20 protein-coding genes and 2 pseudogenes are annotated in these 24,603 nt (G+C 62.8%); 10 read left to right on the plus strand and 12 right to left on the minus strand.

The annotated features are described in order from the left end of the window. Positions 1 to 3 precede the first annotated feature (3 nt). Positions 4 to 435 (minus strand): TerB family tellurite resistance protein, encoded by a 432-nt coding sequence (locus MESS4_RS21470; protein WP_006335438.1) that lies wholly within the window; start codon positions 433 to 435, stop codon positions 4 to 6. A 177-nt stretch (positions 436 to 612) separates the two neighbouring features. On the opposite strand from MESS4_RS21470, the gene MESS4_RS21475 reads away from it, so the two are divergent. From MESS4_RS21475 to MESS4_RS21485, 3 genes and pseudogenes are all read left to right on the plus strand, one after another. Continuing rightward, complete coding sequence (locus MESS4_RS21475) at positions 613 to 783, plus strand: hypothetical protein (protein WP_006335442.1); 171 nt, start codon at positions 613 to 615, stop codon at positions 781 to 783. 227 nt (positions 784 to 1,010) lie between these two features. Next, positions 1,011 to 1,844: an AraC family transcriptional regulator gene (locus MESS4_RS21480; RefSeq protein ID WP_006335459.1), complete on the plus strand. Its 834-nt coding sequence runs from the start codon at positions 1,011 to 1,013 to the stop codon at positions 1,842 to 1,844. Positions 1,845 to 2,017: 173 nt separating this feature from the next. After that, positions 2,018 to 2,371: pseudogene (locus MESS4_RS21485) on the plus strand (VOC family protein); the annotation flags it as partial. Between the two features lie 2 nt (positions 2,372 to 2,373). Here the strand turns inward: MESS4_RS21485 and MESS4_RS21490 are convergent. Continuing rightward, complete coding sequence (locus tag MESS4_RS21490) at positions 2,374 to 3,849, minus strand: cobyric acid synthase (protein ID WP_006335463.1); 1,476 nt, start codon at positions 3,847 to 3,849, stop codon at positions 2,374 to 2,376. Positions 3,850 to 3,852: 3 nt separating this feature from the next. Then, entirely contained in the window at positions 3,853 to 4,467 is a 615-nt protein-coding gene (locus tag MESS4_RS21495; protein ID WP_006335465.1) for a dimethylsulfonioproprionate lyase family protein, read from the minus strand. A gap of 128 nt (positions 4,468 to 4,595) precedes the next feature. On the opposite strand from MESS4_RS21495, the gene MESS4_RS21500 reads away from it, so the two are divergent. The 3 genes from MESS4_RS21500 to mmsB are packed head-to-tail and all read left to right on the plus strand — an operon-like array spanning position 4,596 to position 7,124. After that, positions 4,596 to 5,762, plus strand: a complete 1,167-nt coding sequence (locus tag MESS4_RS21500; protein WP_006335466.1) for an isobutyryl-CoA dehydrogenase — start codon at positions 4,596 to 4,598, stop codon at positions 5,760 to 5,762. A gap of 58 nt (positions 5,763 to 5,820) precedes the next feature. After that, the gene (locus MESS4_RS21505; RefSeq protein ID WP_006335467.1) at positions 5,821 to 6,189 is read left to right on the plus strand and encodes a four helix bundle protein; all 369 of its coding nucleotides are present in this window, start codon (positions 5,821 to 5,823) and stop codon (positions 6,187 to 6,189) included. Positions 6,190 to 6,239: 50 nt separating this feature from the next. After that, positions 6,240 to 7,124: a 3-hydroxyisobutyrate dehydrogenase gene (gene mmsB / locus MESS4_RS21510; RefSeq protein WP_006335468.1), complete on the plus strand. Its 885-nt coding sequence runs from the start codon at positions 6,240 to 6,242 to the stop codon at positions 7,122 to 7,124. 266 nt (positions 7,125 to 7,390) lie between these two features. Here the strand turns inward: mmsB and MESS4_RS21515 are convergent, their stop codons facing one another. From MESS4_RS21515 to MESS4_RS21540, 7 genes and pseudogenes are all read right to left on the minus strand, one after another. After that, complete coding sequence (locus tag MESS4_RS21515) at positions 7,391 to 7,756, minus strand: hypothetical protein (protein WP_006335482.1); 366 nt, start codon at positions 7,754 to 7,756, stop codon at positions 7,391 to 7,393. 142 nt (positions 7,757 to 7,898) lie between these two features. Next, positions 7,899 to 9,278, minus strand: coding sequence for an aspartate aminotransferase family protein (locus MESS4_RS21520; RefSeq protein WP_006335487.1), 1,380 nt, complete (start codon positions 9,276 to 9,278; stop codon positions 7,899 to 7,901). Positions 9,279 to 9,328: 50 nt separating this feature from the next. Beyond that, positions 9,329 to 9,451 carry a hypothetical protein gene (locus tag MESS4_RS32530; protein WP_040593600.1) on the minus strand — a complete coding sequence of 41 codons (123 nt, stop codon included), beginning with the start codon at positions 9,449 to 9,451 and terminating at the stop codon, positions 9,329 to 9,331. Between the two features lie 32 nt (positions 9,452 to 9,483). Continuing rightward, positions 9,484 to 11,541: a prolyl oligopeptidase family protein gene (locus MESS4_RS21525; RefSeq protein WP_081609815.1), complete on the minus strand. Its 2,058-nt coding sequence runs from the start codon at positions 11,539 to 11,541 to the stop codon at positions 9,484 to 9,486. A gap of 114 nt (positions 11,542 to 11,655) precedes the next feature. Beyond that, positions 11,656 to 12,816: an MFS transporter gene (locus MESS4_RS21530; RefSeq protein WP_006335494.1), complete on the minus strand. Its 1,161-nt coding sequence runs from the start codon at positions 12,814 to 12,816 to the stop codon at positions 11,656 to 11,658. A gap of 75 nt (positions 12,817 to 12,891) precedes the next feature. Beyond that, positions 12,892 to 13,170 (minus strand): annotated as a pseudogene (locus MESS4_RS21535) (MFS transporter); the annotation flags it as partial. A 48-nt stretch (positions 13,171 to 13,218) separates the two neighbouring features. Next, positions 13,219 to 15,126 carry a phospholipase D-like domain-containing protein gene (locus MESS4_RS21540; RefSeq protein ID WP_006335496.1) on the minus strand — a complete coding sequence of 636 codons (1,908 nt, stop codon included), beginning with the start codon at positions 15,124 to 15,126 and terminating at the stop codon, positions 13,219 to 13,221. Positions 15,127 to 15,332: 206 nt separating this feature from the next. On the opposite strand from MESS4_RS21540, the gene MESS4_RS21545 reads away from it, so the two are divergent. The 4 genes from MESS4_RS21545 to MESS4_RS21560 all read left to right on the plus strand — a co-directional run bounded on the left by MESS4_RS21545 (position 15,333) and on the right by MESS4_RS21560 (position 22,566). Next, positions 15,333 to 16,910 (plus strand): trimethylamine methyltransferase family protein, encoded by a 1,578-nt coding sequence (locus tag MESS4_RS21545; RefSeq protein ID WP_006335498.1) that lies wholly within the window; start codon positions 15,333 to 15,335, stop codon positions 16,908 to 16,910. A gap of 95 nt (positions 16,911 to 17,005) precedes the next feature. Continuing rightward, the gene (locus MESS4_RS21550) at positions 17,006 to 19,600 is read left to right on the plus strand and encodes an FAD-dependent oxidoreductase (protein WP_006335503.1); all 2,595 of its coding nucleotides are present in this window, start codon (positions 17,006 to 17,008) and stop codon (positions 19,598 to 19,600) included. 87 nt (positions 19,601 to 19,687) lie between these two features. Further along, positions 19,688 to 21,202: a glycosyltransferase family 39 protein gene (locus tag MESS4_RS21555; protein ID WP_244441186.1), complete on the plus strand. Its 1,515-nt coding sequence runs from the start codon at positions 19,688 to 19,690 to the stop codon at positions 21,200 to 21,202. Next, positions 21,199 to 22,566, plus strand: a complete 1,368-nt coding sequence (locus MESS4_RS21560; RefSeq protein ID WP_006335505.1) for a Xaa-Pro peptidase family protein — start codon at positions 21,199 to 21,201, stop codon at positions 22,564 to 22,566. The genes MESS4_RS21555 and MESS4_RS21560 overlap by 4 nt, the downstream gene beginning before the upstream one ends. A gap of 18 nt (positions 22,567 to 22,584) precedes the next feature. Here MESS4_RS21560 and MESS4_RS21565 read toward each other — a convergent pair whose 3' ends face one another. Together MESS4_RS21565 and MESS4_RS21570 are read right to left on the minus strand one after the other, a co-directional pair. Further along, a complete protein-coding gene (locus MESS4_RS21565) occupies positions 22,585 to 23,385 on the minus strand; it encodes a PhnD/SsuA/transferrin family substrate-binding protein (protein WP_006335506.1) in 801 nt (266 codons plus the stop codon). A 95-nt stretch (positions 23,386 to 23,480) separates the two neighbouring features. Beyond that, positions 23,481 to 24,491 carry a fatty acid desaturase gene (locus MESS4_RS21570; protein ID WP_006335507.1) on the minus strand — a complete coding sequence of 337 codons (1,011 nt, stop codon included), beginning with the start codon at positions 24,489 to 24,491 and terminating at the stop codon, positions 23,481 to 23,483. Between the last annotated feature and the right edge of the window lie 112 nt (positions 24,492 to 24,603).

Genomic DNA, 24,603 nt, shown 5'->3' on the forward strand with positions numbered 1-24,603 from the left:
GTCTCACTCTTCCGGTTTCACCACATCGACAGGGCTGATGTCGAGCAGGTCGAGCGTGCGGCGCAGAAGCCGTACCTCGCTCTCGGCAAGTTGCGAATCGGCCTTGGCGATGTCGGCCATGTGGCGGGCGAGCAGCTTGCGCCGTTCGATGTCGAGGTCGCGAAACTGCGCGATGGCTTGCGAGCCGTTGGTCTCGTAGCCAAACTCGTTGAGATACTCGATGACGCTGTCGATGCTGGCTTCCGGAATTCCGAAAGCTTCCCGGCAGATGCGCCTGAAGGCGGCCATCTCGCTCTCGCTGACCGATCCGTCGGCCAGGATCATGCGGAACAGCATGAGCAACTCCGCCGACAGTACAGGATCGTCCGCCACCTTGCGCACGCCGGGGTCGCCGTCGAAGATCGAGCGTATCTGGTCCAGCAAAGCGAATGCCATGGCGTTCCCTCATCGATTCGTCGTGAATAGGTAGCGCGGAATCAGCTTTACGCAAACGGGTTAGAAGATGCCAATCGGGGCGGAGTTGGCGGTGGAACCCAGGACGGGGTGCTGACTGGTGTATGATTGCGGGCCTGATAGACTGTGAGTGTACGAATCATGTTGGAGGAGCCACACATGAATCTCAGTGCACCTACTCAGTTGATTTTCATCATTTCCCTTGTACTCGCCATCATCGGCATTCTCGCCGCTCTTGGCGTTCTTGCGTTCATTCCTTTGGCCGCGGTGTGGATTGTCCTCATCGCCTACATTGTGCTTGCCGCCGGTTGCTTGATGCGCGGCGCCTGATGCATGTCGCCCAAAAGCATGCCCTCGGGCTTGACCCGTGGGTGCGCAGCGGTTTTGGGACAACGACATGCATGAAACAAAAGCTTGAAGCGCATCGTATGAGCCTTTTCAGGCACGACGCGCTTCAAGCACTCCAATCTCAGGCAACTCGGAGCGCCCGGCCAAAAGCCGGGCGCTTTTGATTCTGTATGAGGGTCTGTTAAAGTCCCCAGGCGGAAGGAAAGCCTATGCCCGCCCAGAGCGACGACGGCAACCGCCATCCCAGTCCCGATCTCGACCGGTTCGAGATGGTGCGGCGTGCGCCCGGCCCGCGGCTCCGGGGTTCGGTCACCAATATCTGCGGCTATCGCGAAACCATGCGCGGCCATTTCCGCAATGTCGAATATGCCTCGCTGACCGTGCCGCTGGTCATCAGCTTCGCCGAACCCTTCGCCATCGGGCTCGGCAAGAATCCCGGCGACAATGACCGTTTCGCCAGTTTCGCCGCCGGCCTCTATGCCGGGTCGGTGGTTATCGAATCCTTCGGCGGCGCCTGCTGCGTCCAGATCAATTTCACCCCGCTCGGCGCCCGCCGCTTTTTCGGCCTCCCGATGAGCGAGTTGACCGACTGCATGGTCGGCCTGGACGATGTGCTCGGCCTTGAAGGCATCGCGCTGCGTGAAAAGCTTGGCAACGCGCACGATTGGAACACCCGCTTTGCCACCGTCGAGACGTTCGTCGCGGCCCGGCTGACCGAAGCCCGGGAAATACCGGCCGAAATCGCCTGGGCCTATGACCAGATCCTCGCTTCGGGTGGACGTACCCGCGTCGCGACGCTGGCCGGAAAACTTGGCTGGAGCCGCAAACATCTCTTGGGAAAATTCTCCAACACGATCGGCGTCGGCCCCAAGACGCTGTCGCGCATCGTCCGCTTCAACCGGGCGCTCGGCCTTTCGCGGCAGGACCAAAGCGACTGGGCTGATATCGCCGCCGATTGCGGCTATGCCGACCAGTCGCATCTGGTGCGCGAATTCCGCGACCTTGCCGGCGAAACACCGACAATGCTTGCCCTCCAGGCATAGATGCCGCAGCGTCCTTTGCAGGACGCCCTGGGAGGTAACATTTCTTCAAGACGCCGAAGCGGCCTTCGCCCAGACTGGGGTTATCGACCAACCCAACTGAAGGAGACCGTCATGTCCATAACGTCGAGCCGCCCAGGCTCTATCCGACCTTGCGCTATCGCAATGCCGCCAAGATGATCGACTGGCTGGGCGAGGCCTTCGGTTTCGCCGTTCGTGCTCGCTACGGCGAAGGTGATGTCGTGCATCACGCCGAACTGACCTTCGGCTCGTCGATGATCATGCTGGGCACGGCACGCGACGACAAGTTCGGCCAGATGGTCGGCGCGGCAGGCCCCGGCGGTGGCAGATCGATCTATGTCGCCGTCGCTGAGGCCGACGCAGCCTATGACCGAGCCAAGAAGGCCGGCGCCGAGATTCTGGAAGAGCTCACCGACCGCGACTATGGCAGCCGCGAATTCATCTGCCGCGACCCGGAGGGCAATGTCTGGTCCTTCGGCACCTATTGGCCGAAAGCCGACGAACCTGCCGGCTACCGCGCCAAACCAAAAATAGCGTCGCAGTCGAGGTGGGTTTCCAGCTCGGCCGCGATCTCGTCCAGCGCCCGTTCGACCTCGGCGCGATAGTCGATGCCGCCACCCCTGGCGCCGAGGCTTTCGAGGAATCTTGTCCGGAAGGCATCGGCGGAAAACAACCCGTGCAGATAGCTGCCTGATACCTTGCCGTCGGCGGAGATCGCGCCATCATCGATGCCGTTGATGATGGCCGACGGCCGCAACGTGTCGGGACCAGTAGTGCGGCCGAGATGGATCTCGTAGCCATCGAGCGGCAGGTCGAATGGCACGGAATGCGCGCTGACATTGCGCACCGTCTTTTCGGGCTCCATCACCGTTTCGACGTCGAGCAGTCCGAGCCCTTCGGTTTCGGTGATGCTGCCTTCGATGCCGTCGGGATCGCGCACGATTTTGCCCAGCATCTGGAAGCCGCCACAAATGCCGACGACATGACCGCCGCGCTTGCGATGGGCGAGAAGGTCGCGGTCCCAGCCATTCTCGCGGAATTTCAGGAGATCGCCGATCGTCGATTTCGAACCGGGAATGACCACCAGCCCTGCATCCCGCGGCAGCGGCTTTCCCGGCGGCACGAAGACCACCTCGACCTGCGGTTCGGCCTTGAGCGGGTCGAGATCGTCAAAGTTAGCAATGCGGCCGAGCATCGGCACCGCAACCCTCAGCGCCCGTTTCTCGCCAGAGGCCAGCCGTTCGAGCACGACCGAATCCTCCGACGGCAAGCGCGCCGCCGCCTTCAGCCACGGCACCACGCCAAAACAGCGCCAGCCGGTGAATTTTTCGATCGACTTGATGCCGTCCTCGAACAGCGAGACATCGCCGCGGAACTTGTTGATGAGATAGCCGACGATCATGCGCCGGTCTTCCTCCGGCAGGATCAGATGCGTGCCGGCGACCGAGGCGATGACGCCGCCGCGATCGATATCGCCAACCAGCACCACCGGCACGTTGGCGCGCGTCGCAAAGCCCATATTGGCAATGTCGCGGTCCCTGAGATTGATTTCGGCCGGCGATCCCGCGCCCTCGACGATGACCAGGTCGGCGCCCTCGCCGACCTTCGCCCAGGAGTCCAGCACCGCATCCATCAGCCGGCCCTTCAACGCCTGATAGTCGCGCGCCCGCGCCTCGCCGAACACCTTGCCCTGCACGACGACTTGTGCGCCGACATCGGTCTGCGGCTTGAGCAGCACCGGGTTCATATGGACCGACGGCGCGACGCCGCAGGCGATCGCCTGCAACCATTGCGCCCGGCCGATCTCACCGCCGCCGGCGTTGTTGTCGCCGGGAATGTCGGCGACAGCGGCGTTGTTCGACATGTTCTGCGGCTTGAACGGCCGCACCTTCAGGCCGCGTTTCTTCGCTGCACGGCAGAGACCCGCGACAAGCACCGTCTTGCCGACATCGGAGCCCGTGCCTTGCAGCATGATCGCTTTGGCCATGGCTCAGGCCCTGCCCTGCGCGACTGTGCCGGGAACGGTCGATTTCTGCGCCAGCGGTCCGCCACGCCAGATGTACAGTGCCAGCAGCGGCTCCTTGGCCGTTCGCATGGCATGGCTGACATTGGACGCATGGTGGATCACCTCGCCCGCCTCGCGAAGGTGGAAGCCGCTGTCGCCCTTGTGCCATTCCGTCCCGCCGGTCAGCGGAATGTAGATCTCCTCGGCGATGTGGTGATGGTCGGGATAGACGATATCGGGTCCGAGGATGAGCAGGCCGGCCGCAACCTCGTCGTTGACGAAGGGACCGCGCGTACCGAAGACCTCCAGCCAGCCATATCGGTTAAGGAATTCCGCGCCGAAATCGGCCGCGCTGTACGTCTGGCCCCAGCGCAGCTCATTGCGATGCGCCGCGAGGAACCGCGCCAGAGGTTTGGCATTTGTTGGCGCAAGTTCGGCGGCGCGATCGAGATAGCCAAGGCAAGGCAGGCGGTGCGGCTCGAGCTGGCGCGGGCGCATATACCAGCCGATCCCAGCCACCGCATCGCGCACCAGCGCCTCCTCGAAGGTTTCGAGATAGGTTCGGAGATGCTCAAGCAGTTCATTTGAATTCGTCGACACATCTTGCTCCGATTTGCGCACAGCCGTTCCGCAGGGGGTCGGGTTGCGCGGCGGCATCATTGGTCTAGATTGGGGCGCGCGCAAAGCCAAAAACAACAGGCCAGCAAGCCAACCCAAGGGAGCACGCCATGGACGCCGCGGTCGATGCGGGCACCAGCCAGTTCGAACTCAACGAGGACCAGCGCGCCATCCAGGAGATGGCCGGGGCTTTCGCGGCCGACCGCATCGCGCCCAATGCGCTCGACTGGGACCGGGCAAAACATTTTCCGGCGGATGTGATCCGCGAGACAGGGCCGCTCGGCTTCGGCGGCATCTATATCAGGGACGATGTCGGCGGCTCGGCGCTCGGCCGCCTGGACGCCGTGCTGATCTTCGAGGCGCTTTCTCGCGCCGATCCGGCCTTCTCCTCCTTCATCTCGATCCACAACATGGTGGCCTCGATGATCGACCGCTTCGGCAATGAAGAACAGCGCCAGCGCTTCCTGCCGAAGCTGACCTCGATGGAATGGCTGGCGAGCTATTGCCTGACCGAACCGGGCTCGGGATCGGACGCAGCGGCGTTGAAGACACGCGCGGTGAAGAGCGGCAGCGACTATATGCTGAACGGCGCCAAGCAGTTCATCTCCGGCGCCGGCGACAGCGACCTCTATGTCGTCATGGCGCGCACCGGCGCCGACGGGCCCAAGGGCATCTCCACCTTCGTCGTGCCGAAGGATGCGCCGGGCCTCTCCTTCGGCGCCAACGAGCACAAGATGGGTTGGCACATGCAGTCGACCCGGCAGGTCATTTTCGAGGACTGCAAGGTGCCGGCGGAGAACCTGCTTTCGGCAGAGGGCGCCGGTTTCGGCATCGCCATGGCCGGTCTCGATGGCGGCCGGCTCAACATCGCCGCCTGTTCGCTGGGCGGCGCGCAATCGGCGCTCGACAAGGCGCTTTCCTACACGGCCGAGCGCAAGGCTTTTGGGTCTAAGATCAACCAGTTCCAGGCGCTGCAGTTCAAGCTTGCCGACATGGAGACCGAGCTGCAGGCGGCGCGCATCTTCCTCTACGCCGCGGCCTCCAAACTCGACCGCAAGGCGGCGGATGCCGGGAAATGGTCGGCGATGGCCAAGCGCTTTGTCACCGACATCGGCTTCAACGTCGCCAACGAGGCGCTGCAACTGCATGGCGGCTACGGCTATCTGCACGATTACGGCATCGAAAAGCTGGTGCGGGATCTGCGCGTCCATCAGATCCTCGAAGGCACCAACGAGATCATGCGCGTCATCGTCGCCCGCGCGCTGATCGGGCGATAAAACATCTAGGCAGTAGGCAGTAGGCAGTAGGCAGTAGGCAGTAGGCAGTAGGTGAAAGATGACCGGCAAGATCAATTCGTACAAGGATCTTATCGTGTGGCAGCAGGCGATGGATTTGGCCGTCACCACCTACTCATTGACCAAGGCATGGCCAAAAGAGGAATTGTATGGGTTGACCAGCCAAATCCGCCGCTCAGCGACCTCTATCCCTGCAAACATCGCGGAAGGTTATGGCCGAGACAACAGAGGCTCTTATCAGCAATTTCTCAGGATAGCTCAAGGCTCGCTGAAGGAGTTCGAGACACACCTCCAGATCGCTGAACGCATTGGCCTTGCCACGCATGATCAAGCCCATCACATGCTGTTAGCAACCGAGGGCATCGGGAAAATGCTTCGCCAACTTATTGTCAAGCTTGCGCCCGAATAGACCGCCTATTGCCTACTGCCTACTGCCTCACCCAAATCACGGAGCGCCATATGACCACCATCGCCTTCATCGGCCTCGGCAACATGGGCAATCCGATGGCTGCCAACCTGGTCAAGGCGGGACATGCCGTGCATGGCTTCGACCTGATGCCGGAGAACCTGACGGTTGCGCGCGACCATGGCGTCGTCATCATGGCCAATGCCGTTGCCGCGGTGAAGGATGCCGATGTGGTCATCACCATGCTGCCGGCCGGCAAGCATGTACTCTCGGTCCATGAGGATATCGCGCCCAAGGCCAGGAAAGGCGCGCTGTTCATCGATTCCTCGACCATCGATGTCGAGTCGGCGCGAACGGCCCATGCCATCGCCGGCAAGCACGGCCTGCTGTCTATCGACGCGCCGGTTTCCGGCGGTACCGTAGGTGCCACCGCCGGCACGTTGACCTTCATGGCCGGCGGCTCCAAGGACGCCTTCGCCAAAGCCGAGCCGATCCTGAAGCCGATGGCCGGCCGCATCGTCCATTGCGGCGACGGCGGCGCCGGACAGGCAGCGAAGATCTGCAACAACATGATCCTCGGCATTTCGATGCTCGGCGTCGCCGAGGCCTTCGTGCTGGCGGAAAAACTTGGCCTGTCGAATCAGGCGCTGTTCGACGTCGCCTCGACCTCTTCCGGCCAGTGCTGGTCGCTCACCACCTACTGTCCGGTGCCCGGCCCGGTGCCGACATCGCCCGCCAACAATGACTACAGGCCGGGATTTGCGGCAGCCCTTATGCTGAAAGACCTGAAACTGTCGCAGGAGGCAGCGCAAAGTAGCGGCGCGGTGACGCCGCTTGGCGCTGAAGCCGCGCAACTTTACGCGCTGTTCAACGCACAAGGGAATGCCGGCGTCGATTTTTCCGGCATCATCAATTTCCTGCGTGGTGCCCCTGCGTAAGCCTCGAATTTCACAAGACGTTTTGGATTTTCTAGCCGGCAAGGATCGCGAATTTAGATTTGCTTAAGTTCTCGATAACCCCCCGGTAACGATGTGTCTGTAAAACGGACTGCGAGGCGGACATATCCGCCCGGCGCTCCGGATCAGGTCTCGCGTACCGGAGCCCGTAAGTTTCGCAAGTGCATTTGTAGCGAAACGCCATGCGTATCTGGCAAAGCCGCGTTCCCGATGGGACGCGGTTTTTGCGTTTTGGCCAGCCCGCAGAGTCAGGATCTTGTCGACAGCCGGCGAAAATTGGCCTTTACGGCACGGCTAGCCGGCTTCAGCGCGGCACTGATCGACCGCTCCGCCGCGATACCGTTGAACAGCGACGGCATGCTGCCGGAAAAAACCTCCGGCCAGAAGCGTGATGCGGACTGCAGCAGCGCCATTTGCGCGGCAAACGCGCCCTCGGCCATCGCTGCGGTTTTTTCATGCATAGCGCGTGCGGTCTCAGGGCTCCAGGCCCGGCCGTTTTGTGCGTCCGCGGCCATCAGCGGCAAGCGCATCATCGCCACCAATGGCGCCAGCATCAGGTCCTGACCTATCGCAGCCACTTCCAGCGCCCGCCGGCTCTTGCCAGTGTTCTTCATGAAAATCCAAGCCCCAATTGCAGCCGGTATGGCCGATCCCAAACCACTACGCGCAACGAGTGGTATTCGTTCCCTGACACCATAACAGAAGTTCACTTGAAACCGGGCGCCCTGATCGCAGGACGCCCGGTTGTGGTTTGCCTTACCGTCTGCGCAGATCCGCTTGCGCCAGATCCAGCGCCTTGGCGATGCGTTCGCAGGCCATGTCGATCGTCTCGCGCGTCCAGATCAGCGGCGGCGACAGGATCATCGTGTCGCCGGTGGCGCGCAGCATCAGGCCCTGGGCGATGGCGTGATCGCGAACGACGACGGCAGCACTGCCCGCTGGCAGAAACCGCTCCTTGGTCGCCTTGTCCCTAACGATCTCGATCGCCCCCATCAACCCGATCGAACGCACCTCACCGACCAGATCGTGGCCGGCGATGCGCTCCTGCAGCGCCTTGGCGAAATAGGGTCCGGTGTCGTTCTTGACGCGATCGACCAGACCTTCCCGCTCCATGATCTCGAGGTTCTTCAGCGCCACGGCGCAGGCCACCGGGTGCCCGGCATAGGTGTAGCCGTGATAGAACTCGCCGCCCTTCTCGACCAGCGTTGCCGCGATGCGGTCGCCAACCAGCAGCGCCGACAGCGGCTGATAGCCTGATGTCAGCGCCTTGGCCGTGGTGATGGTGTCGGGCTCGACACCGAAGGTCTGTGCCGCGAACCACTCGCCGGTGCGGCCATAGCCGGTGATGACTTCGTCCAGCATCAGCAGCACATCATATTTGCGGCAGATGCGCTGCACTTCCGGCCAATAGCTCATCGGCGGGATCTTCACCCCGCCCGCCCCCATCACCGGCTCGCCGATGAAGGCGGCGACCTTGTCGGCGCCAGCTTCGAGGATGGCGTCCTCGACGGCCTTCGCCGCGCGCAGGCCGAAATCATGGTCGCTTTCGCCGGGCAGAGCGAGCTCATAGGCATAGGGCATCATCACATGGACGATATTGGGGACCGCGCCGCCTAGCTGCTTGTGCATCAGGTCCATGCCGCCCAGCGACGTGCCGGCGATGGTCGAGCCGTGATAGCCCATCTTGCGCGCAATGATGCGGTTCTTCTGCGGCTTGCCTTCCAGCGCCCAATAGTGGCGGACGAGCCGCAACGCCGTGTCATTGGCCTCCGAGCCGGATGAGCCGTAGAATACCTGGTTGACACCTTTGGGCGCCAGTTCCGCCAGCTTTTTGGCCAGCAGCACCGGCGTCGGCGTCGAGCATTTGAAGAAGGAGTTGTAGTAGGGCAGTTCCTTCATCTGGGCATAGGCCGCATCGGCCAGTTCGTCGCGGCCGTAACCGACATTGACGCACCACAGCCCGGCCATGCCGTCGAGGATTTCCGTCCCCTCGGAATCGTAGATGAACGGCCCGTTGGCCCGCGTGATGATGCGTGAGCCGGTTTCGCGCATCTCCTTGTGGTCGGTGAACGGATGAAGATGATGCGCGGCGTCGATCTGCTGAAGCTGCTTCAGCGAATAATTCTGGTAGGTCATGTCAGGTCTTTCCTCTTTTGAATCAATCCGGCACAGCCGGGGCGGATTCTTCAGGGGAAGGCAGGCGGCGAATAGCCGATGCGGGCGCACAACCGCAAAAGCTCGGCGCGCAGCGTGCGCGGCGACGGCGTCACCGCGACCCCAAATGCGCAAGATGCCTTGATGCGAGCCATGCTCGCACCTTAGGCTGCCTGCTGCCCACGTTTCAAGCGGTGCCGCTCAGCGCCCTTTGCAGGAAGACATACTTCATCGCGGCCTGGGCTGCTTGCGGCCGGCGGTCACCACGGCCACCGTGACCGCCCTCCGTTTCCTCGAAGAACAATGTCTTGTCATGGCCAGCGGCCTGCAACCTGGCAGCCATCTTGCGGGCGTGGCCAGGATGGACGCGATCATCCGCCGTCGACGTTGTCAGCAGCACCGGCGGATAGATCTCGTCGGCCGAGACATGCTGATAGGGCGAATAGGCGGCCAGCCATGCCGCCTCGTCCGGCTTCGCCGGATCGCCATACTCCGCCATCCACGAGCCACCGGGCGGCAGTTCGGTGTAGCGCAGCATGTCGAGCAATGGCACCTCGATGATGACAGCCCCGAACAGTTCGGGGTGCTGCGTCAGCGAGACGCCGGTCAGCAGGCCGCCATTCGAGCCGCCCTGGATGCCGAGCGTGGCCGGCGTGGCAATGCCGCGTTTCACCAGGTCTTGCGCGACCGCGGCGAAATCGTCGAAGGCATTCTGCCGGTTGGCCTTGAGTGCTGCCTGATGCCAGTTCGGGCCGAACTCGCCGCCGCCGCGGATGTTGGCCTGCACATAGGCATTGCCCTTCTCCAGCCACAGCCTGCCGCGCACGCCGGCATAGCCGGGCAACAGCGGCACTTCGAAGCCGCCATAGCCGTAGAGCAGCGTCGGCACCGGGCCGTCCTGGTCGCTTCGCCTGACGACGAAGTAAGGGATCATGGTGCCGTCCTTCGAGCGCGCCTCGAACTGTTCCGCGATGAAGGGCGAAGCGTCGAAACGTGCCGGCTGGGACTTCACCGTGGCAAGCGTCGCGCCATCGTCGTCCGACCAGACGATCGAACTCGGCGTCAGGAAATCGGTGAAGGAGAACGACACGCTGGCGCCGAAATGCTCTGCATGAGCGATGCCGACATTGCCGTTCCCCGGCAGCGCCACAGGCTTCAGCGACCAAGTCCCGTTATTGCGCTCGCAGACGACGACCTTGCCGCGCACATTGTCCATCAGGTTGATGAACAACCGGTCCTGCGTACGGGCGATACCGGCGATGGAAACGCGATGCGCCGGCTCGAGCAAGGTTTCCACCGGGCCCAAGGCGCCGGTTTCGACCCAGCGCGCCAGATCCAGCGAATAAAGCCCGTCAGGTTTGCACACCACGCGGTCGGGCGTTGTCCACGGGCTACGCACGCCGAAGACAAGCTGATCGCGAAAGATCGCGCTGTCGGTCATGTCGTCAGGCAAGGGAAGGCGTCTGTTCTCGCCTGAAGGCAATCTCAGGAAGATGTGCGAGGCGAAGAAGTTCAACGTCCGGGCCAGGATCAGATAGCGTCTGTCGCCATCGAACTCGAGAGCAGCACCCGCGGCCAGATCCTCCTTTTCGGCCTCGAAGATCGGTGTCGCGTCTTCCAACCTGGTGCCGCGCTTCCAGAGCTTGACCACGCGCGGATAGCCGGACTGCGTCTTGTCTGCTTCGTCAAAAGCCGCCGAAACGATGACCGTGTCCTTATCCAGCCAGCCAAAACCCGATTTCGAGGCGGGAGCCCGAAAGCCATCCTCGACAAACGATCTGGTTTCGATGTCGAATTCGCGCATCTCGCTGGCGTCGCCACCATCCGGCGACATCGAGAGCAGACAGCGATTGAAGTCGGGGTAAAGCCGGCTGGCGCCGCTGAACACCCATTTCACGCCCTCTTTCGCCGACAGCACGTCGAAGTCGATGATCGTCTCCCACTCCGGCTTCTCGGTCTTGTAGGAAGCGATCGTCGTGCGGCGCCAGAGGCCGAGCACATTGGTCTTGTCCTGCCAGAAATTGTAGACATGGCCGCTGAGCGCTGCGCCCACGGCGATATTGTCCTCCGCCGTCATCAGGTCGAGCGCGGTCTGGAACGTTGCCTGGTAGGACGGATCGCCCTGCAATTCGGCGACAGTCATTTCATTTTGGCGATGAACCCAGTCGAGCGCTTGCTTGCTGGTCCTGTCCTCCAGCCAGAGAAAGGGGTCTTCGGCGGCCGGCTCAGTCTGGCCTTTTGTCATCGATTGGGTCACGCGCGGTCTCCGAAAGAATTGTCAGGCGGCCTTGCCTACATCGCGTTGCAAGCGTCCACATTCAAGATGGCGATGCAGCGTCATCAGCCGATCGCGGCTTGCTTACACCATCCGGCGACGCACGACAGTCATGACCGCCAGCGCCATGCAGATGGCGCCAAGCGTGATCGGCAGGCCGGACGCGCCGATGACATCCATGACGCCGCCGGTGAGCGGTGGGACAAGAATGCCGCCGACACCCCACATCAGGGAAAAGGCGGCATTGCCGGCGACCAGCGCCGAGCCGCTGAAGCGTTCACCAAGCTCGATGATCGACATCGTATAGATGCCGTAGGAAACCGCGCCCCAGATGAACACGCATGGCCAGATCAGCGGCGTCTCGATGAGAGCCGGTAGCAACGCGCATCCGAGCACGGTCAGCGACACGCAGATGAAGCGCACCAGACGCGCCGTCAGCCGTTCCGCCAGCAGGCCGAGCGGTACCTGCATGGCGATGTTGCCGGCGATCATCACCGACAGCAGCGCCGACATGCGGGTCTCAGTGATGCCGTAATGCGTCCCGTAGACCGGCAGCAGCGCCAGTATCCCCTGTTCGAACCCGGCGGCGACGACGACCGCCGACAGTAGCAGCAATGCCATCGGTATGAACCCCATCACCGAAACCCGGTGTCCGGCCTCGTCGACCTTCGGCAATCGGCGCAGCACCAGTGCCAGGCAAGCACCGCAGAAGACGAATGCGGCGATGCCGACTAGGAATGGCGGCCACCCCTCGGTGCCGACGGCGAGCAAGCAAAGCGGACCCGCCGCGAAACCGGCCGAGATGACCGTCGAATAAACACCCATCACGCGGCCACGGCGCGCCGGCGGCGCCAAGGCGATCACCCAGATTTCGCTCAGCACGTAGAGCGGGTTGGTCACCACGCCGATCAGGAAGCGCAGTGGAAACCACAGATAGACGTTCTGCGTCCAGCCGATCAGCGCCAGCACGATCGCCGAAAGCGCGGCACAGGTAAGCGCGGTGCGCCCTGCCCCGAAGCGACGCGCCAAAGCCGGGATCAACGGCGACGAGACGATGAAGCCGATCGGCGTCATCGCCGCCGACAGCCCGATCATGGCCGGCGAAACGCCCTGGCGCTGTAGGATGAAGCTTAACAGCGGATAGGAGAGCCCTTGCGCGATGGCGAACACCGAGACGGTCGCGATCACCCCGGTGATCGCTGCCCATTGCATCGGCTCGTCGCCGGTTTTTTCCGCCACATCCATCGGGCAGCCTTAGCGGGTCGCCTTCATGGCCGTAAGCGCCGCCGGTGAAAACCGCTTGCTCCAGCCAAATGCGCGTCAGGAGTTCCCGCGCCTGGCGGACCGATAGAGCGCGAACGCGATCAGCAGCGCATCGAGGCCGGCGATCACCGCCGGCAGGCCGAGCGGACCGATCACCTGCATCAGCGAGCCGGCGCCGGGCGGACCGACAATGCCGCCGGCGCCCCACATCAGCGCGAAGGCGGCGTTGCCGGCGACCAGTGCGGTCCCCTTGAACCGGCTGCCGAGCTCGACCAGCGCCATCGTATAGACGCCGTAGCCGATGGCGCCCATCACCACCAGCACGGGCCAAAGGACCATCGCCGGCGCGACGCATGGTGTGTTGGATATCCCTGCAAACAGAGACTACGGAAAATAGCGGGCAATCGCTCCCTTCTTGCCCTCCGCGTAAGGCTTCAACCACTTGTCGTCGATGGAGAGCCCGTCGTCGTCCGAAGGTCCTTTTCCGATGGTCCGGCGCCAGGCGCGAAACTTGTAGTGGTCGAACACATCGAGCATGTGCACCGCATAGGCTGCGGCAAACGTCTTGTCGCCCTCGACGATCACCAAATTCTCGTCATTCTCGTAGGACGCCTTGTAGCCGAGATTGTGGCTGCCGGTGATGACGGTGGCGTTGTCTTCCATCGGATCGATGATCACGATCTTGTCGTGCACGATCGCGCGGCCGACGGTCAGCACCTCTGCCTGGAAGTCGCGCGCAACCGTGGCTCCGGTGAGATTTACCGCCCTGACGATGGAGACGTTCGGCGCCTCCCAGACCTTTTCCGGAAAGACGAATGGCGACTTGCCGTCCTTGTTCGATTTGCGGGTGACAGGATCCTTGGTCGGGGCGACGTAGTTGGGCATGGCGGTTTGGTCGCTGATCGCGCCTTGCACGATCAGACCAGTATCCGCCATGGCTGCCGCTACGGCCTGGTCGACGATCGAATTTTCGCCACGCCGCGAAGGATTGAACACCAGGAAGAGCACCGCGCGCTTCGCCGCCTTGATCCTGGCGAAAACGTCCGCGAGGTCGACCGGCCGCACCGAGATGTCCTTCTTGTTGCGGTCGGGATCGTTCGGCGAAAACCATACCGTCATGCCGTCCAGCGCTACCGTGGCGCCGTTCAGCGGGTTTGGCATGTGGTTTTCCCTGCGGAACGGCACACCTTGCGTCTGCGCGACACGACCGGCCGCGCTTTCGCTGGCCGGCGGCGGGAACACGTCGGCCTTCATGCGCTCCCAATAGGCATCGAACACCTTGGCCATCGCAGGGTCGTCACGGATGAAGGCGTTGTTGGTCTGCCCGCAAATGCCTGTCGAGGTCCAGTTGGTGCTGCCGGTCATGACCGCCTGCGCATCGCCTTGCGCGTCGCGGTAGACGGCAAATTTGTTGTGGCCGATATGGTTGTTGTTGAACAGACGATCCGTCAGCGTGACACCCGCGTCACGCAACCGCTTTCTGAAAGGTGCGTTGCCGGCATCCCAGGCCTTGGTCTGGTCGTCCCTGCCCGAATTTGAAAGAATGACTTCGACGACATCCTTGGCGTCGATGATGGCGTCGCAGAGTTCGTCGTCGCCAAGTTCATAAAGGGCAAGCCTGACAGTGCCGCCCTCGTCCTTGGCCCGTTTCATCAGGCTGGTGAGCACATCCGGCACATCGCCATGCAGATAGGCGCGTATCTCGCTGCCGGGACGCTCGAGCTCGGCCCTGATCTTGTCGCGCTGCCCGACCTTGATCCCGGCGTCCTCGAGGGCGCGCGACATCCATTGTGTCGACAGCACGCCATTGGTGAACGCGACTCGCGCCTTGCCGAACATCTGCCCGAGAAAGATCGGCGGGCTGACGGCGCCCTGGCCGAGATAGCCAAGCGGCCGCGCCGGTCCGGTATAGGCGGGCTTGCCGTCGACGACCTGATCCGGGCGCACCGGCACTGGGTCGAGGCCCGGCTTCATGTCGCCGACCGGGCGCACACGGTAGGCGATCATCTCGCCTTGCGGCCTGACGCCGAGGCTGTCGCGGCGGCGGCGCACGGTGAGGTCGCGCCAGAATATCTTTTGCACCGGCCACACGCCGGTGTCCTGCGGGATCCACCTTGGATTGCGCTGGCCCTTGAATGGCACCCACGACGCCAGGCAACGCTCCCCGCCTGTGTCGGGATAAAGGCGCACGATCTCAAAGCCGAGACAGCCCGGGATCATCCCGTCGAGATCCCATGACAGGAACGCAACTTCATTGTTTGTCGCAGCGCGCACTTTGATGACGTCAGGCATCGTGGTCCCCTCAAAGGTGCTCAACAAGGAAGTATGTCAGAAGTAAAAGACAGAACTGCAACGCATTTCACACTAAGGCACTCCGCCTCGTCCAGCTGGCCTTTCGGCATGTCGCTTCCCTCGCCCTAGTGGTCGCCGCCTCCGCAATGGCCGGACAGCCGGCGGTCCATTATGCCGCCGCATTGTCGCAGCGTACGAGGCCTGTCATGACCGCCGCCCTTCATCCCGCCGAACCGCCATTGGCAACCGACCGCGCCCGTCGCGGCGGCCGCGCGGGCAAGCGTGCCGGCGGATCGGCGGCGTTCGAACAGCCGCCGTTCCGGCAGTTGAGAAACCCGCTGACGCCGACCAGGCTGGTCTCCGACGACGAGTTGGAATCGATCCACCTCGCCTCCTTGCGGGTGCTCAGGGAAATCGGCGTCGACGTCCTGCACGACGAAGCCCGCGGCATCATGAAGGCGCATGGCGCCGATGTCCGCGAAGGCAGCGAGCGGGTGCGCTTCGACAGCGACATGATCCTCCAGCTGGTTTCGCATTGCCCGCCGGAATTCACCATTCATGCCCGCAATCCGGCGCACAATGTGCGCTTTGGCGGCGACAATCTGATCATCTCGATGATGGCGTCGGCGCCCAACTGCTCCGACATCGATCGCGGTCGCAGGCCCGGCAACCAGCAGGACTACCGCAATTTCCTCAAGCTCGCGCAGATGCACAACATCCTGAACTGCACCGGCGGCTATCCGGTCGAGCCGATCGACATCCATCCGTCGGTCCGCCACCTCGAATGCATCCGCGATCTCGCCACGCTGACCGACAAGGTGTTCCACATCTATTCGCTCGGCAAGGAGCGCAATGTCGACGGCATCGAGATCACCCGCATCGCGCGCGGCATCAGCCACGAGCAATTGCTCGAGGAGCCGTCGGTCTTCACCATCATCAACACCAATTCACCGCTCAAGCTCGATGTGCCGATGATGGAAGGCATCATCCAGATGTCGAGCAAGGGCCAGGTCGTCATCGTCACGCCGTTCACCCTGTCGGGCGCCATGGCGCCAGTGACCATCGCCGGCGCGCTGGTGCAGCAGAATGCCGAGGCGCTGTCCGGCATTGCCTTCGCTCAGATGGTGAGGAGGGGAGCGCCTGTCGGCTATGGCGGCTTCACCTCGAACGTCGACATGAAATCCGGCGCGCCGGCCTTCGGCACGCCGGAATACATGAAGGCGCAACTGGTCGGCGGCCAGCTCGCCCGCCGCTACAAAATCCCCTACCGCACCTCCAACACCTGCGCCGCCAACACGGTCGACGCGCAGGCTGCCTATGAGAGCGTCTTTTCGCTATGGGGCGCCATCCAGGGCGGCGGCAATCTTATGATGCATGCGGCGGGCTGGCTCGAAGGCGGCCTGCGCTGCTCCTATGAGAAGACCATTTTGGACATCGACCTGTTGCAGATGGTGGCCGAATTCCTCACCCCGCTCGATCTTTCCGAAGAGGCGCTCGGCTTCGACGCCATCCAGTCGGTCGGCCCGGGCGGCCATTTCTTCGGCACCCAGCACACGCAGGACCGCTACAAGACCGCTTTCTATGCGCCTGTTCTCTCAGACTGGCGCAATTTCGAGACCTGGGTGGAAGCCGGATCGCCGACGGCGCTCGAAAAGGCCAACAAAGTGTGGAAGGAACGGCTGGCGTCCTATGACGAGCCTTACATGGACCCGGCCATTCGCGAGGAACTCAACGCCTTTGTCGAAAAGCGCCGCGCCGAAGGCGGCGCGCCTACCGATTTCTGACCAACACTCGGCAACACGTTGACTTCGGCGTCGAGGCGCGGAGTCATCGCTGACCGATCAACTGATTCAGTTTACGCAAAAACGGACCTAACTTTATGAAATCTCACGTCAAAGCGGTTGTCATCGGCGGCGGCGTCGTCGGCTGCTCGGTGCTCTATCATCTGGCCAAGGCCGGCTGGACCGACATCATGCTGATCGAACGCTCGGAGCTCACCTCCGGTTCGTCCTGGCATGCTGCGGGCGGCTTCCACACGTTGAACGGCGACCCCAACGTCGCCAAGCTGCAGGCCTATACGGTGCAGCTCTACAAGGAGATCGAGGAGCTTTCCGGCCAGTCCTGTTCGCTGCACCTGACCGGCGGCGTGATGATGGCGGATACGCCGGAGCGCATGGACTTTCTGCGACTTGCGCATGCCAAGGGCCGCTATCTCGGCATGGACACCGAACTGATCACGCCGTCCGAGGCCAAGGCGATGTTCCCGCTGATGGACGAAACCAACTTCGTCGGCGCCATGTGGGATCCGGTCGAAGGCCATCTCGACCCCTCCGGCACCACCATCGCCTATTCGAAGGCGGCGAAAAAGCTCGGCGCCGAGATCGTGCTGCGCAACCGCGTCGTCGAACTGACGCAGGAGGTCGACGGCACCTGGAACGTCGTCACCGAGCAAGGCACGGTGAAAGCCGAGCACGTCGTCAACTGTGGCGGCCTGTGGGCGCGCGAGATCGGCCGCATGGTCGGCGTCGAATTGCCGGTGCTGGCGATGGAGCACATGTATCTGCTGACCGAGCCGATGCCGGAGGTCGAGGAGTTCAACAAATCGACCGGCCGCGAGATGATCGGCGTGCTCGACTTCAAGGGCGAGATCTATACCCGCCAGGAGCGCAACGGCATCCTGCTCGGCACCTATGAAAAGGCCTGCAAGCCGTGGTCGCCGGTCAACACGCCGTGGGATTTCGGCCATGAGCTGCTGCAGCCCGACATCGACCGCATCGCGCCGTCACTGGAGATCGGCTTCAAGCACTTCCCGGGCATCGAGAAGGCCGGCATCAAGCAGATCATCAACGGCCCCTTCACCTTCGCGCTCGACGGCAACCCGCTCGTCGGCCCCGTGCAGGGCCTGACCAATTTCTGGTGCGCCTGTGCCGTCATGGCCGGTTTTTCGCAAGGCGGCGGCGTCGGCCTCGCACTGTCAAACTGGATGGTCAACGGCGATCCGGGCTTCGACGTCTGGGGCATGGACGTGGCCCGCTTCGGCGAATGGGCTGGTCTGCGCTACACCAACGCCAAGGTGCGCGAAAACTATTCGCGCCGCTTCTCCATCCGTTTCCCCAACGAGGAACTGCCGGCCGCGCGCCCGGCGCAGACGACGCCGCTCTACGACACGATGCTCGCCAACAACGCCGTCATGGGTGACTCCTGGGGTCTCGAAACTCCGCTCTGGTTCGCGCCGAAGGGCAAGGAGCCGAAGGACATCGTCTCCTTCCACCGCTCCAACGATTTCGGCCCGATCGGCGAGGAAGTGCGCGCCACCCGCGACAAGGTCGGCGTCACCGAGATCGCCAACTTCGCCAAATACGAGGTGTCGGGACCGGGAGCGGAAGATTTCCTCAACCGTCTCATGACCAATCGCATGCCGAAGACCGGCCGCATCGTGCTGACCCCGATGATCAACGAATTCGGCAAGCTCATCGGCGACTTCACCATCGCCAAGGCTGGCCCAAGGGATGGGGAGGACCGCTTCATGATCTGGGGCTCGTCCGCCGCGCAGAAATATCACATGCGCTGGTTCGAGAAGCACCTGCCGAAGAACGGTCCAAGGGCGTCAGAGGTGCGCATCCACCGCTTCGACCAGACGCTGGTCGGTCTCTCCATCGCCGGGCCGAAATCGCGCGACCTGCTGCGGAAGCTGGTCGATGTCGACATCTCGACCAAAGCCTTCCGCTTCATGGATTTCCGCGAGATGGCGGTCGGCGGCGCGCCCTGCATGGTCAACCGCATCACCTATACCGGCGACCTCGGCTACGAGATCTGGATGGCGCCGGCCTACCAGCGCCTCGTCTACAAGGCGATCAAGGACGCCGGCGAGGAGTTCGGCCTCGTCGATTTCGGCATGCGCGCGCTGCTCTCGATGCGCCTGGAAAAGAACTTCCCGACCTGGTTCCGCGAACTGCGCCCGATCTACGGGCCGTTCGAAGGCTCGATGGACCGCTTCATCAAGCTGGAAAAGAACGATTTCATCGGCCGCGAGGCCGCCGCCAAGGAACAGTCGGAAGGACCGAAGCTGCGCCGCGTCTCCTTCTTCGTCGACGCCGCCGACGCCGATGTGATGGGCGACGAGCCTATTTGGGCCAAGGTCGGCAAGGACTATGGCACGGTGGAAAAGCCGCATGGCTATGGTGCGCCGCGCTTCGACACATCAGGCCAGGAAGTGCGTGGCTCAAAGGCTGCGCAAGGCGCCTCGGCCGTGCGCGGTATCGTCGACGGCGACTGGCGCGTTGTCGGCTGGGTCACCTCCGGCGGCTATGCGCACTATGTCCAGAAGTCGATGGCGCAAGGCTATGTGCCTGCGGCCTTGGCAGAGGACGAGAGCGCCGGGCTGTTCGAGATCGAGATCCTCGGCCACCGGCGGCCCGCCCGTATCAATGTCGAGCCGCCTTTCGACCCGAGCGGCGAGAAGATGCGAACATAGGGACAGGACAGCCACATTGTGCAGGGCATAGTTCTCATGCTAGCGGAGCCGGCGGCACACTATGCCGGCGCGGGCGATGAGAATTCCTTGAAGTATCCCATGAAATGGGCCGAATGGCTCGCCGAGGCCAGGATCGGCCCCTTCCCCGCGGCGATCGTGATGGTCGCGCTTTATTGCTGCATTCAGATCGTCGTGCTGCCGCTGGTCAGCCTCTGGGCCGGAACCGGGGTCGGCGTCGATGACTCCGAACAGCTGATGTATATGCGGTTTCTATGGGCCGGCTATGGCGGCTCGCAGCCGCCGCTCTACTCCTGGCTCGGCTGGCTGACGTCGTCCGTGTTCGGAACCAACATCGTCACGCTCAAAATCCTGAAATACTCGCTGATTTTCATTGGCTTGACATCGGTCTTCGTTGCCGTGCGCAAACTGGGATACTCCCAGCGAACCGCAGTGGCGTCGATGTTCGGCCTGTGGCTGTTTCCCCAGGTGATCTGGGAAATGCAACATACCTTGTCGCACAGCGTTGCCGCCTTGTGTTTTTCGGGAGTGCTGCTGCTTGCGCTCATCCAGCTTTTGCAGCGCAAATCACCACTGACCTATGCCTTGTTCGGGCTGGCGCTAGGCGCGGCCATCCTGGCGAAATACAACAATTTCATCCTGATTGCCGCAATGCTGGCGGCTACCTTGTCGTTGCGCGAAGCGCGGCAGGTCATCCTGCGTCCGCAGATCGTGATCAGCATGGTCGTGGCACTGCTGGTGTGTGTGCCGACACTGTACTGGAACGCCACGCACCCAGGTGAGTTGCTGGCGCGCAGCTACAAATTCGGCATCGATGACGGCGACGGTCTTCTGCTCATCCGATGGAACGGCATCGTCGACCTCGGCGAAGCCGCGTTGAATTTTGCCATCCTGCCGCTCGTGATTTTTGCGGTAGCCATGCTGGCGGGGCGGGTCGTTCCATCGATGTTCCGCCAACGGTTTCCCGATTCCGAGAAACTCGTATGGCGCATTCTCGGCTTCGGCATCTGCATCACCATCATCCTGGTGCTCGCCAGCGGCGCCACCCGATTCCAGGATCGCTGGTTGCTGCCGATCCTGCTTTTCCTGCCCGTGGCTTTCGCCATCCGCATGGATGCCCTGGGCGACAACGGCAGGACGGCGCAAAACCTCACCATCAGCGTTGCGTCCGCACTGGCCATCCTGATCATGCCCGCGGCATGGGCCTATCAGGTCTATGGCGGCAGCGGCCTGGGACGCGTCGCGCGTCTGGACTACCAGACATTCTACCGTGACCTGACCGCCGATGGTCCGGTCAAGACGGTTACGTCGGATTGGCACTGGGTCGGAAACCTCAGGCTCGCCGATCCCGACCTTGTCGTCCTCGGAGAGGAAGTGCCAGGTTTCGCCGCGTTGCTGCAAGAACCCGCCGTTCTGGTCTGGCTCGACAAGCCAAGCCCGGAGCCGGACATCCTGGAGCGGATCCACCAGGCAGGTTTTGACGTGGATGGCGCAAGTCGCAGCCTCCGGATTCCCGAATTTTTCGGCTCGACTGACGGCAGGCTCGTAACCGTCGCCAGGTTGAAGAAGCAGGACGCAAAATGAGCGAGCATGGCGTCGAGCGGCGGTTCGGTCGCCACCGCAAGATCATGCCGTTCGAGCCGGGCGAGACTGGTTCCCTTGATGCATTACGTCAGCAATCGCGTCAGAAGGCCGCCGAACTTAACCAGCATGTGCTGGGCTATGGCGCTGTTGCGGAAGCCGAATGGCAAACCGCGGGCATTGCCGCTCCCGACCTGCCCGCCATGCGCCAGTACCGGCTCGACCGCATCCGTGCCGAGCTGAAGCGCCGCGATTGTGCGGGAGCCCTGCTCTACGATCCGATCAACATCCGCTACGCGACCGACTCGACCAACATGCAGCTCTGGGTCGCGCACAATCCGACCAGGCATTGCTTCGTCGCCACCGAAGGTCCGGTGGTGCTGTTCGATTATTTCTCCTGCGAGCACCTTTCCGACCATTCCGGCGTCGTCGACGAGGTGCGGCCGGCGGTGTCGTGGATGTATCTCTACAGCGGCGAGCTGACCGAACTGAAGGTCCGTCGCTGGGCGGCGGGCATCGCCGATCTGGTGAGGGAACATGGCGGCGGCAACAACCGTATCGCCGTCGACCACATCAATCCCGAAGGCGTCGAGGAACTCGCCCGCCTCGGTGTTTCCATAGGCAATGGCGAAGCGGTGATGGAGAACGCGCGGCTGATCAAATCGCCCGACGAGATTCTCGCCATGCGCCGGGCGGTCGTCGCGTGCGAGGCGGCGATGGGCGAGATGGAAAAGGCGCTGAAGCCTGGCATTTCCGAGAACGAGCTCTGGGCCGAACTGCACCGCGCCAACATCGCGCGCGGCGGCGAATGGATCGAAACCCGGCTGCTGACGTCAGGCCCGCGCACCAATCCATGGTTCCAGGAATGCTCGTCCCGCGTCATCGAAGCCGGCGATCTCGTTGCGTTCGACACCGACCTGATCGGCCCTTACGGCTTCTGCGCCGACTTGTCGCGCACATGGCTTTGCGGCGACAAGAAGCCGTCGAACGAACAGCGTGACCTCTACCGCATCGCCGCCGACCAGATCGGCCACAACACCGCCCTGATGCAGCCGGGCGCGTCCTTCCGCGACCTCGTCGAACGCTCGGCGGTGCCGCCGAGCGATTGCTTCCCGACCCGCTATGGCGTGCTTTATCACGGCGTCGGCCTGGCCGACGAATACCCGACGCTGCCGCATGCCAGCGACTGGACGGAAGACACCCCAGACGGCGTACTCGAAGCCGGCATGGTGCTGTGCGTCGAGAGCTATATCGGCCGGCTTGGCGGCCACGAGGGCGTCAAGATCGAGGAGCAGATCCTGATCACCGAAACCGGCAATGAGAAGCTTTCGACCTATCCGCTGGATGAGCGACTGCTCGGCGGCTGATCGCCTCCGGACCGGATTTCAGCCAACCGCCGCGACAGCCTCGCGCAACGCGGCGACGATCTTTTCCGGCGTCGTCCTGGCGGTGATGAATGGCAGGCCTTTGCGCCGCCCCGTCCAACCGACGACCTTCACCGCTTGCGCCGCTAGCTCGAAGCGCTGCGCCAGCGCCCAGCTCTCGCAGTCGATGGCCGCGACATCCGCACTGCCCTCGGCGATGGCGACAATCGATGCGCGGTGGCCGCCGCTTTCGCTTCGCGCCGCAAAGATGTCCAGGCTTTCGCCCATCGTTTCGAGGTCGCGCGTCAGCCCGATGAAGCCCGACATGGAATCGAGGCTGTTGAAGGTGAAGCGCTTGCCGCTGATGAGATCGAGCGGGATGAGCGGCGTGCCGTCATCGGGTGATCGAGCCATTGGCTCCTCGCCCTTACGCATGACCAGCGCGCTCGAATAGAGCTCGCCTTGCCCACCCTCATAGGCGTCATAGCTCGGCTGACTGACCACCTGCACATGTCTGGAAAGGCCAAGTTCCATCGGTCCCCAGCAGGTCTGCGCAAAGAGCAGAGCCGGGTGCAGCCAGAGCCTGTGAAAATCCAGTTCGTCCGCCGGCAGCGTTGCCGGATCGGGCGCGATCAGCTTTCCCTTGGCATCGCGAACACCACCCGGCACCGGCGGCAGGTCGCCATTGCGGCGAACGATGGTTTCCGGCGCGTCGAGGCCTCTTTGCCGGAAAGCGTCGCGCAATCGCGCCCACTGGGCGTCGACCTCTGCCCGCACTTCCGGCCAGTCATACATCGGCAACGCCGCAACGAATTCGCTCATGCCGGAAATCGACCGTTGTACCTGAGGATTGATGGGATCACGGGCGCCAGGCGCCCGTGGCGACCATAGCCGCTAGTGCGGCAAAGCTGCAAAACTCATTCCTTCGGCGGCTCGGCCGGAACCGGCGCGCTGCCTAGCCCATTGAGACTGCGCGCCCTGACGCGCGGCTTGAATGCCCTGCCCGGCTCCGGCGCGCGCCTGAGCACGGGATGGATGATCGGCTCCTTCGCCTTGAAGGCGTATGCCCTAAGCAGCGCGAAATAATTCGGATAGGCGTAGCCATTGTTCATCCGCAGCCACTCGTCCCGGCGGTCGGCAAACAGTTTCGGCAGCCGGTACCAGGCCACCGTCGGGCTCTTGTGATGGACGAAATGCAGATTGTTGTTGAGGAACAGGAAGGACAGCGGCGAACGCTCGACGATCACCGTGCGGCCTTCCGGATGCTCCGACCACTGATGCTCGGCAAAGGTGCGGATCGAGATCAGCGACTGGCCGAGCCACACCGGCACCAGAATGTAGAGCCACAGCGGGATGCCGAAGCCGAACTGTACGATCGGCAGCACCACGGCGAGGCCGATGGCGTGTAGCAGCCACGCCTTACGGATAGCCTTGTCGCCGGCCGCGATCTGCTTGGCATCGTCGATGAAGAAGCCGATGCAGGAGAGCCACGGCCCGAGCACGAAACGGCCGACCATGGTGTTGTTGAGCTTCAGCAGGAATTTCATCGCCGGCGGCAATTCGTCATGATGCCACAGCGCCTTGTAGTAGCTCTCGGGATCGTCAAGCGGATCGGTCAGCCGCTCGTCGGCGTGGTGGCGCAGATGAATGGTCTTGAAACGGCGGAATGGCCAGACGAGGCCGATCGGCAGGAAGACGAAAGCTTCGTTGAGCCGTGCGTTGCGGGTCGGATGACCATGCAGGACTTCATGCATGATTGATGATTGCAGCGCGGCGGTGAAGGCCAGTATGGCGAGGGCGAGGATGGGATAGGACGGCCAGATCAGGAAGCCGGTGACGAGCCAGATGCCGTAGCAGAAAAATGTGAGAAACACGGTCGGCCATTCGATGGCCGGTGCACTGCTACGTCTCTTGCTCATGCTGGTCATGCTATCGACCACTGCCTTCCAGTCGCCGGAACCCCTCTGATTCCTGACAGCATTGTGTCAGGAGTGTTGGGTTGCCGCAACGCGACAAAGTACACAAACTGTTGCGATTGCG

The organism is Mesorhizobium sp. STM 4661 (assembly GCF_000359125.1).
In the GTDB taxonomy this organism is placed as follows: Bacteria; Pseudomonadota; Alphaproteobacteria; order Rhizobiales; family Rhizobiaceae; genus Mesorhizobium.

Bases quoted from the DNA above. Each gene is read 5' to 3' on its own strand.
- MESS4_RS21470 (WP_006335438.1), bottom strand. From the start codon at position 435: ATGGCATTCGCTTTGCTGGACCAGATACGCTCGATCTTCGACGGCGAC.
- MESS4_RS21475 (WP_006335442.1), top strand. From the start codon at position 613: ATGAATCTCAGTGCACCTACTCAGTTGATTTTCATCATTTCCCTTGTA.
- MESS4_RS21480 (WP_006335459.1), top strand. From the start codon at position 1,011: ATGCCCGCCCAGAGCGACGACGGCAACCGCCATCCCAGTCCCGATCTC.
- MESS4_RS21490 (WP_006335463.1), bottom strand. From the start codon at position 3,849: ATGGCCAAAGCGATCATGCTGCAAGGCACGGGCTCCGATGTCGGCAAG.
- MESS4_RS21500 (WP_006335466.1), top strand. From the start codon at position 4,596: ATGGACGCCGCGGTCGATGCGGGCACCAGCCAGTTCGAACTCAACGAG.
- MESS4_RS21505 (WP_006335467.1), top strand. From the start codon at position 5,821: ATGACCGGCAAGATCAATTCGTACAAGGATCTTATCGTGTGGCAGCAG.
- mmsB (WP_006335468.1), top strand. From the start codon at position 6,240: ATGACCACCATCGCCTTCATCGGCCTCGGCAACATGGGCAATCCGATG.
- MESS4_RS21515 (WP_006335482.1), bottom strand. From the start codon at position 7,756: ATGAAGAACACTGGCAAGAGCCGGCGGGCGCTGGAAGTGGCTGCGATA.
- MESS4_RS21520 (WP_006335487.1), bottom strand. From the start codon at position 9,278: ATGACCTACCAGAATTATTCGCTGAAGCAGCTTCAGCAGATCGACGCC.
- MESS4_RS32530 (WP_040593600.1), bottom strand. From the start codon at position 9,451: ATGGCTCGCATCAAGGCATCTTGCGCATTTGGGGTCGCGGTGACGCCG.
- MESS4_RS21525 (WP_081609815.1), bottom strand. From the start codon at position 11,541: ATGACAAAAGGCCAGACTGAGCCGGCCGCCGAAGACCCCTTTCTCTGG.
- MESS4_RS21530 (WP_006335494.1), bottom strand. From the start codon at position 12,816: ATGGATGTGGCGGAAAAAACCGGCGACGAGCCGATGCAATGGGCAGCG.
- MESS4_RS21540 (WP_006335496.1), bottom strand. From the start codon at position 15,126: ATGCCTGACGTCATCAAAGTGCGCGCTGCGACAAACAATGAAGTTGCG.
- MESS4_RS21545 (WP_006335498.1), top strand. From the start codon at position 15,333: ATGACCGCCGCCCTTCATCCCGCCGAACCGCCATTGGCAACCGACCGC.
- MESS4_RS21550 (WP_006335503.1), top strand. From the start codon at position 17,006: ATGAAATCTCACGTCAAAGCGGTTGTCATCGGCGGCGGCGTCGTCGGC.
- MESS4_RS21560 (WP_006335505.1), top strand. From the start codon at position 21,199: ATGAGCGAGCATGGCGTCGAGCGGCGGTTCGGTCGCCACCGCAAGATC.
- MESS4_RS21565 (WP_006335506.1), bottom strand. From the start codon at position 23,385: ATGAGCGAATTCGTTGCGGCGTTGCCGATGTATGACTGGCCGGAAGTG.
- MESS4_RS21570 (WP_006335507.1), bottom strand. From the start codon at position 24,491: ATGACCAGCATGAGCAAGAGACGTAGCAGTGCACCGGCCATCGAATGG.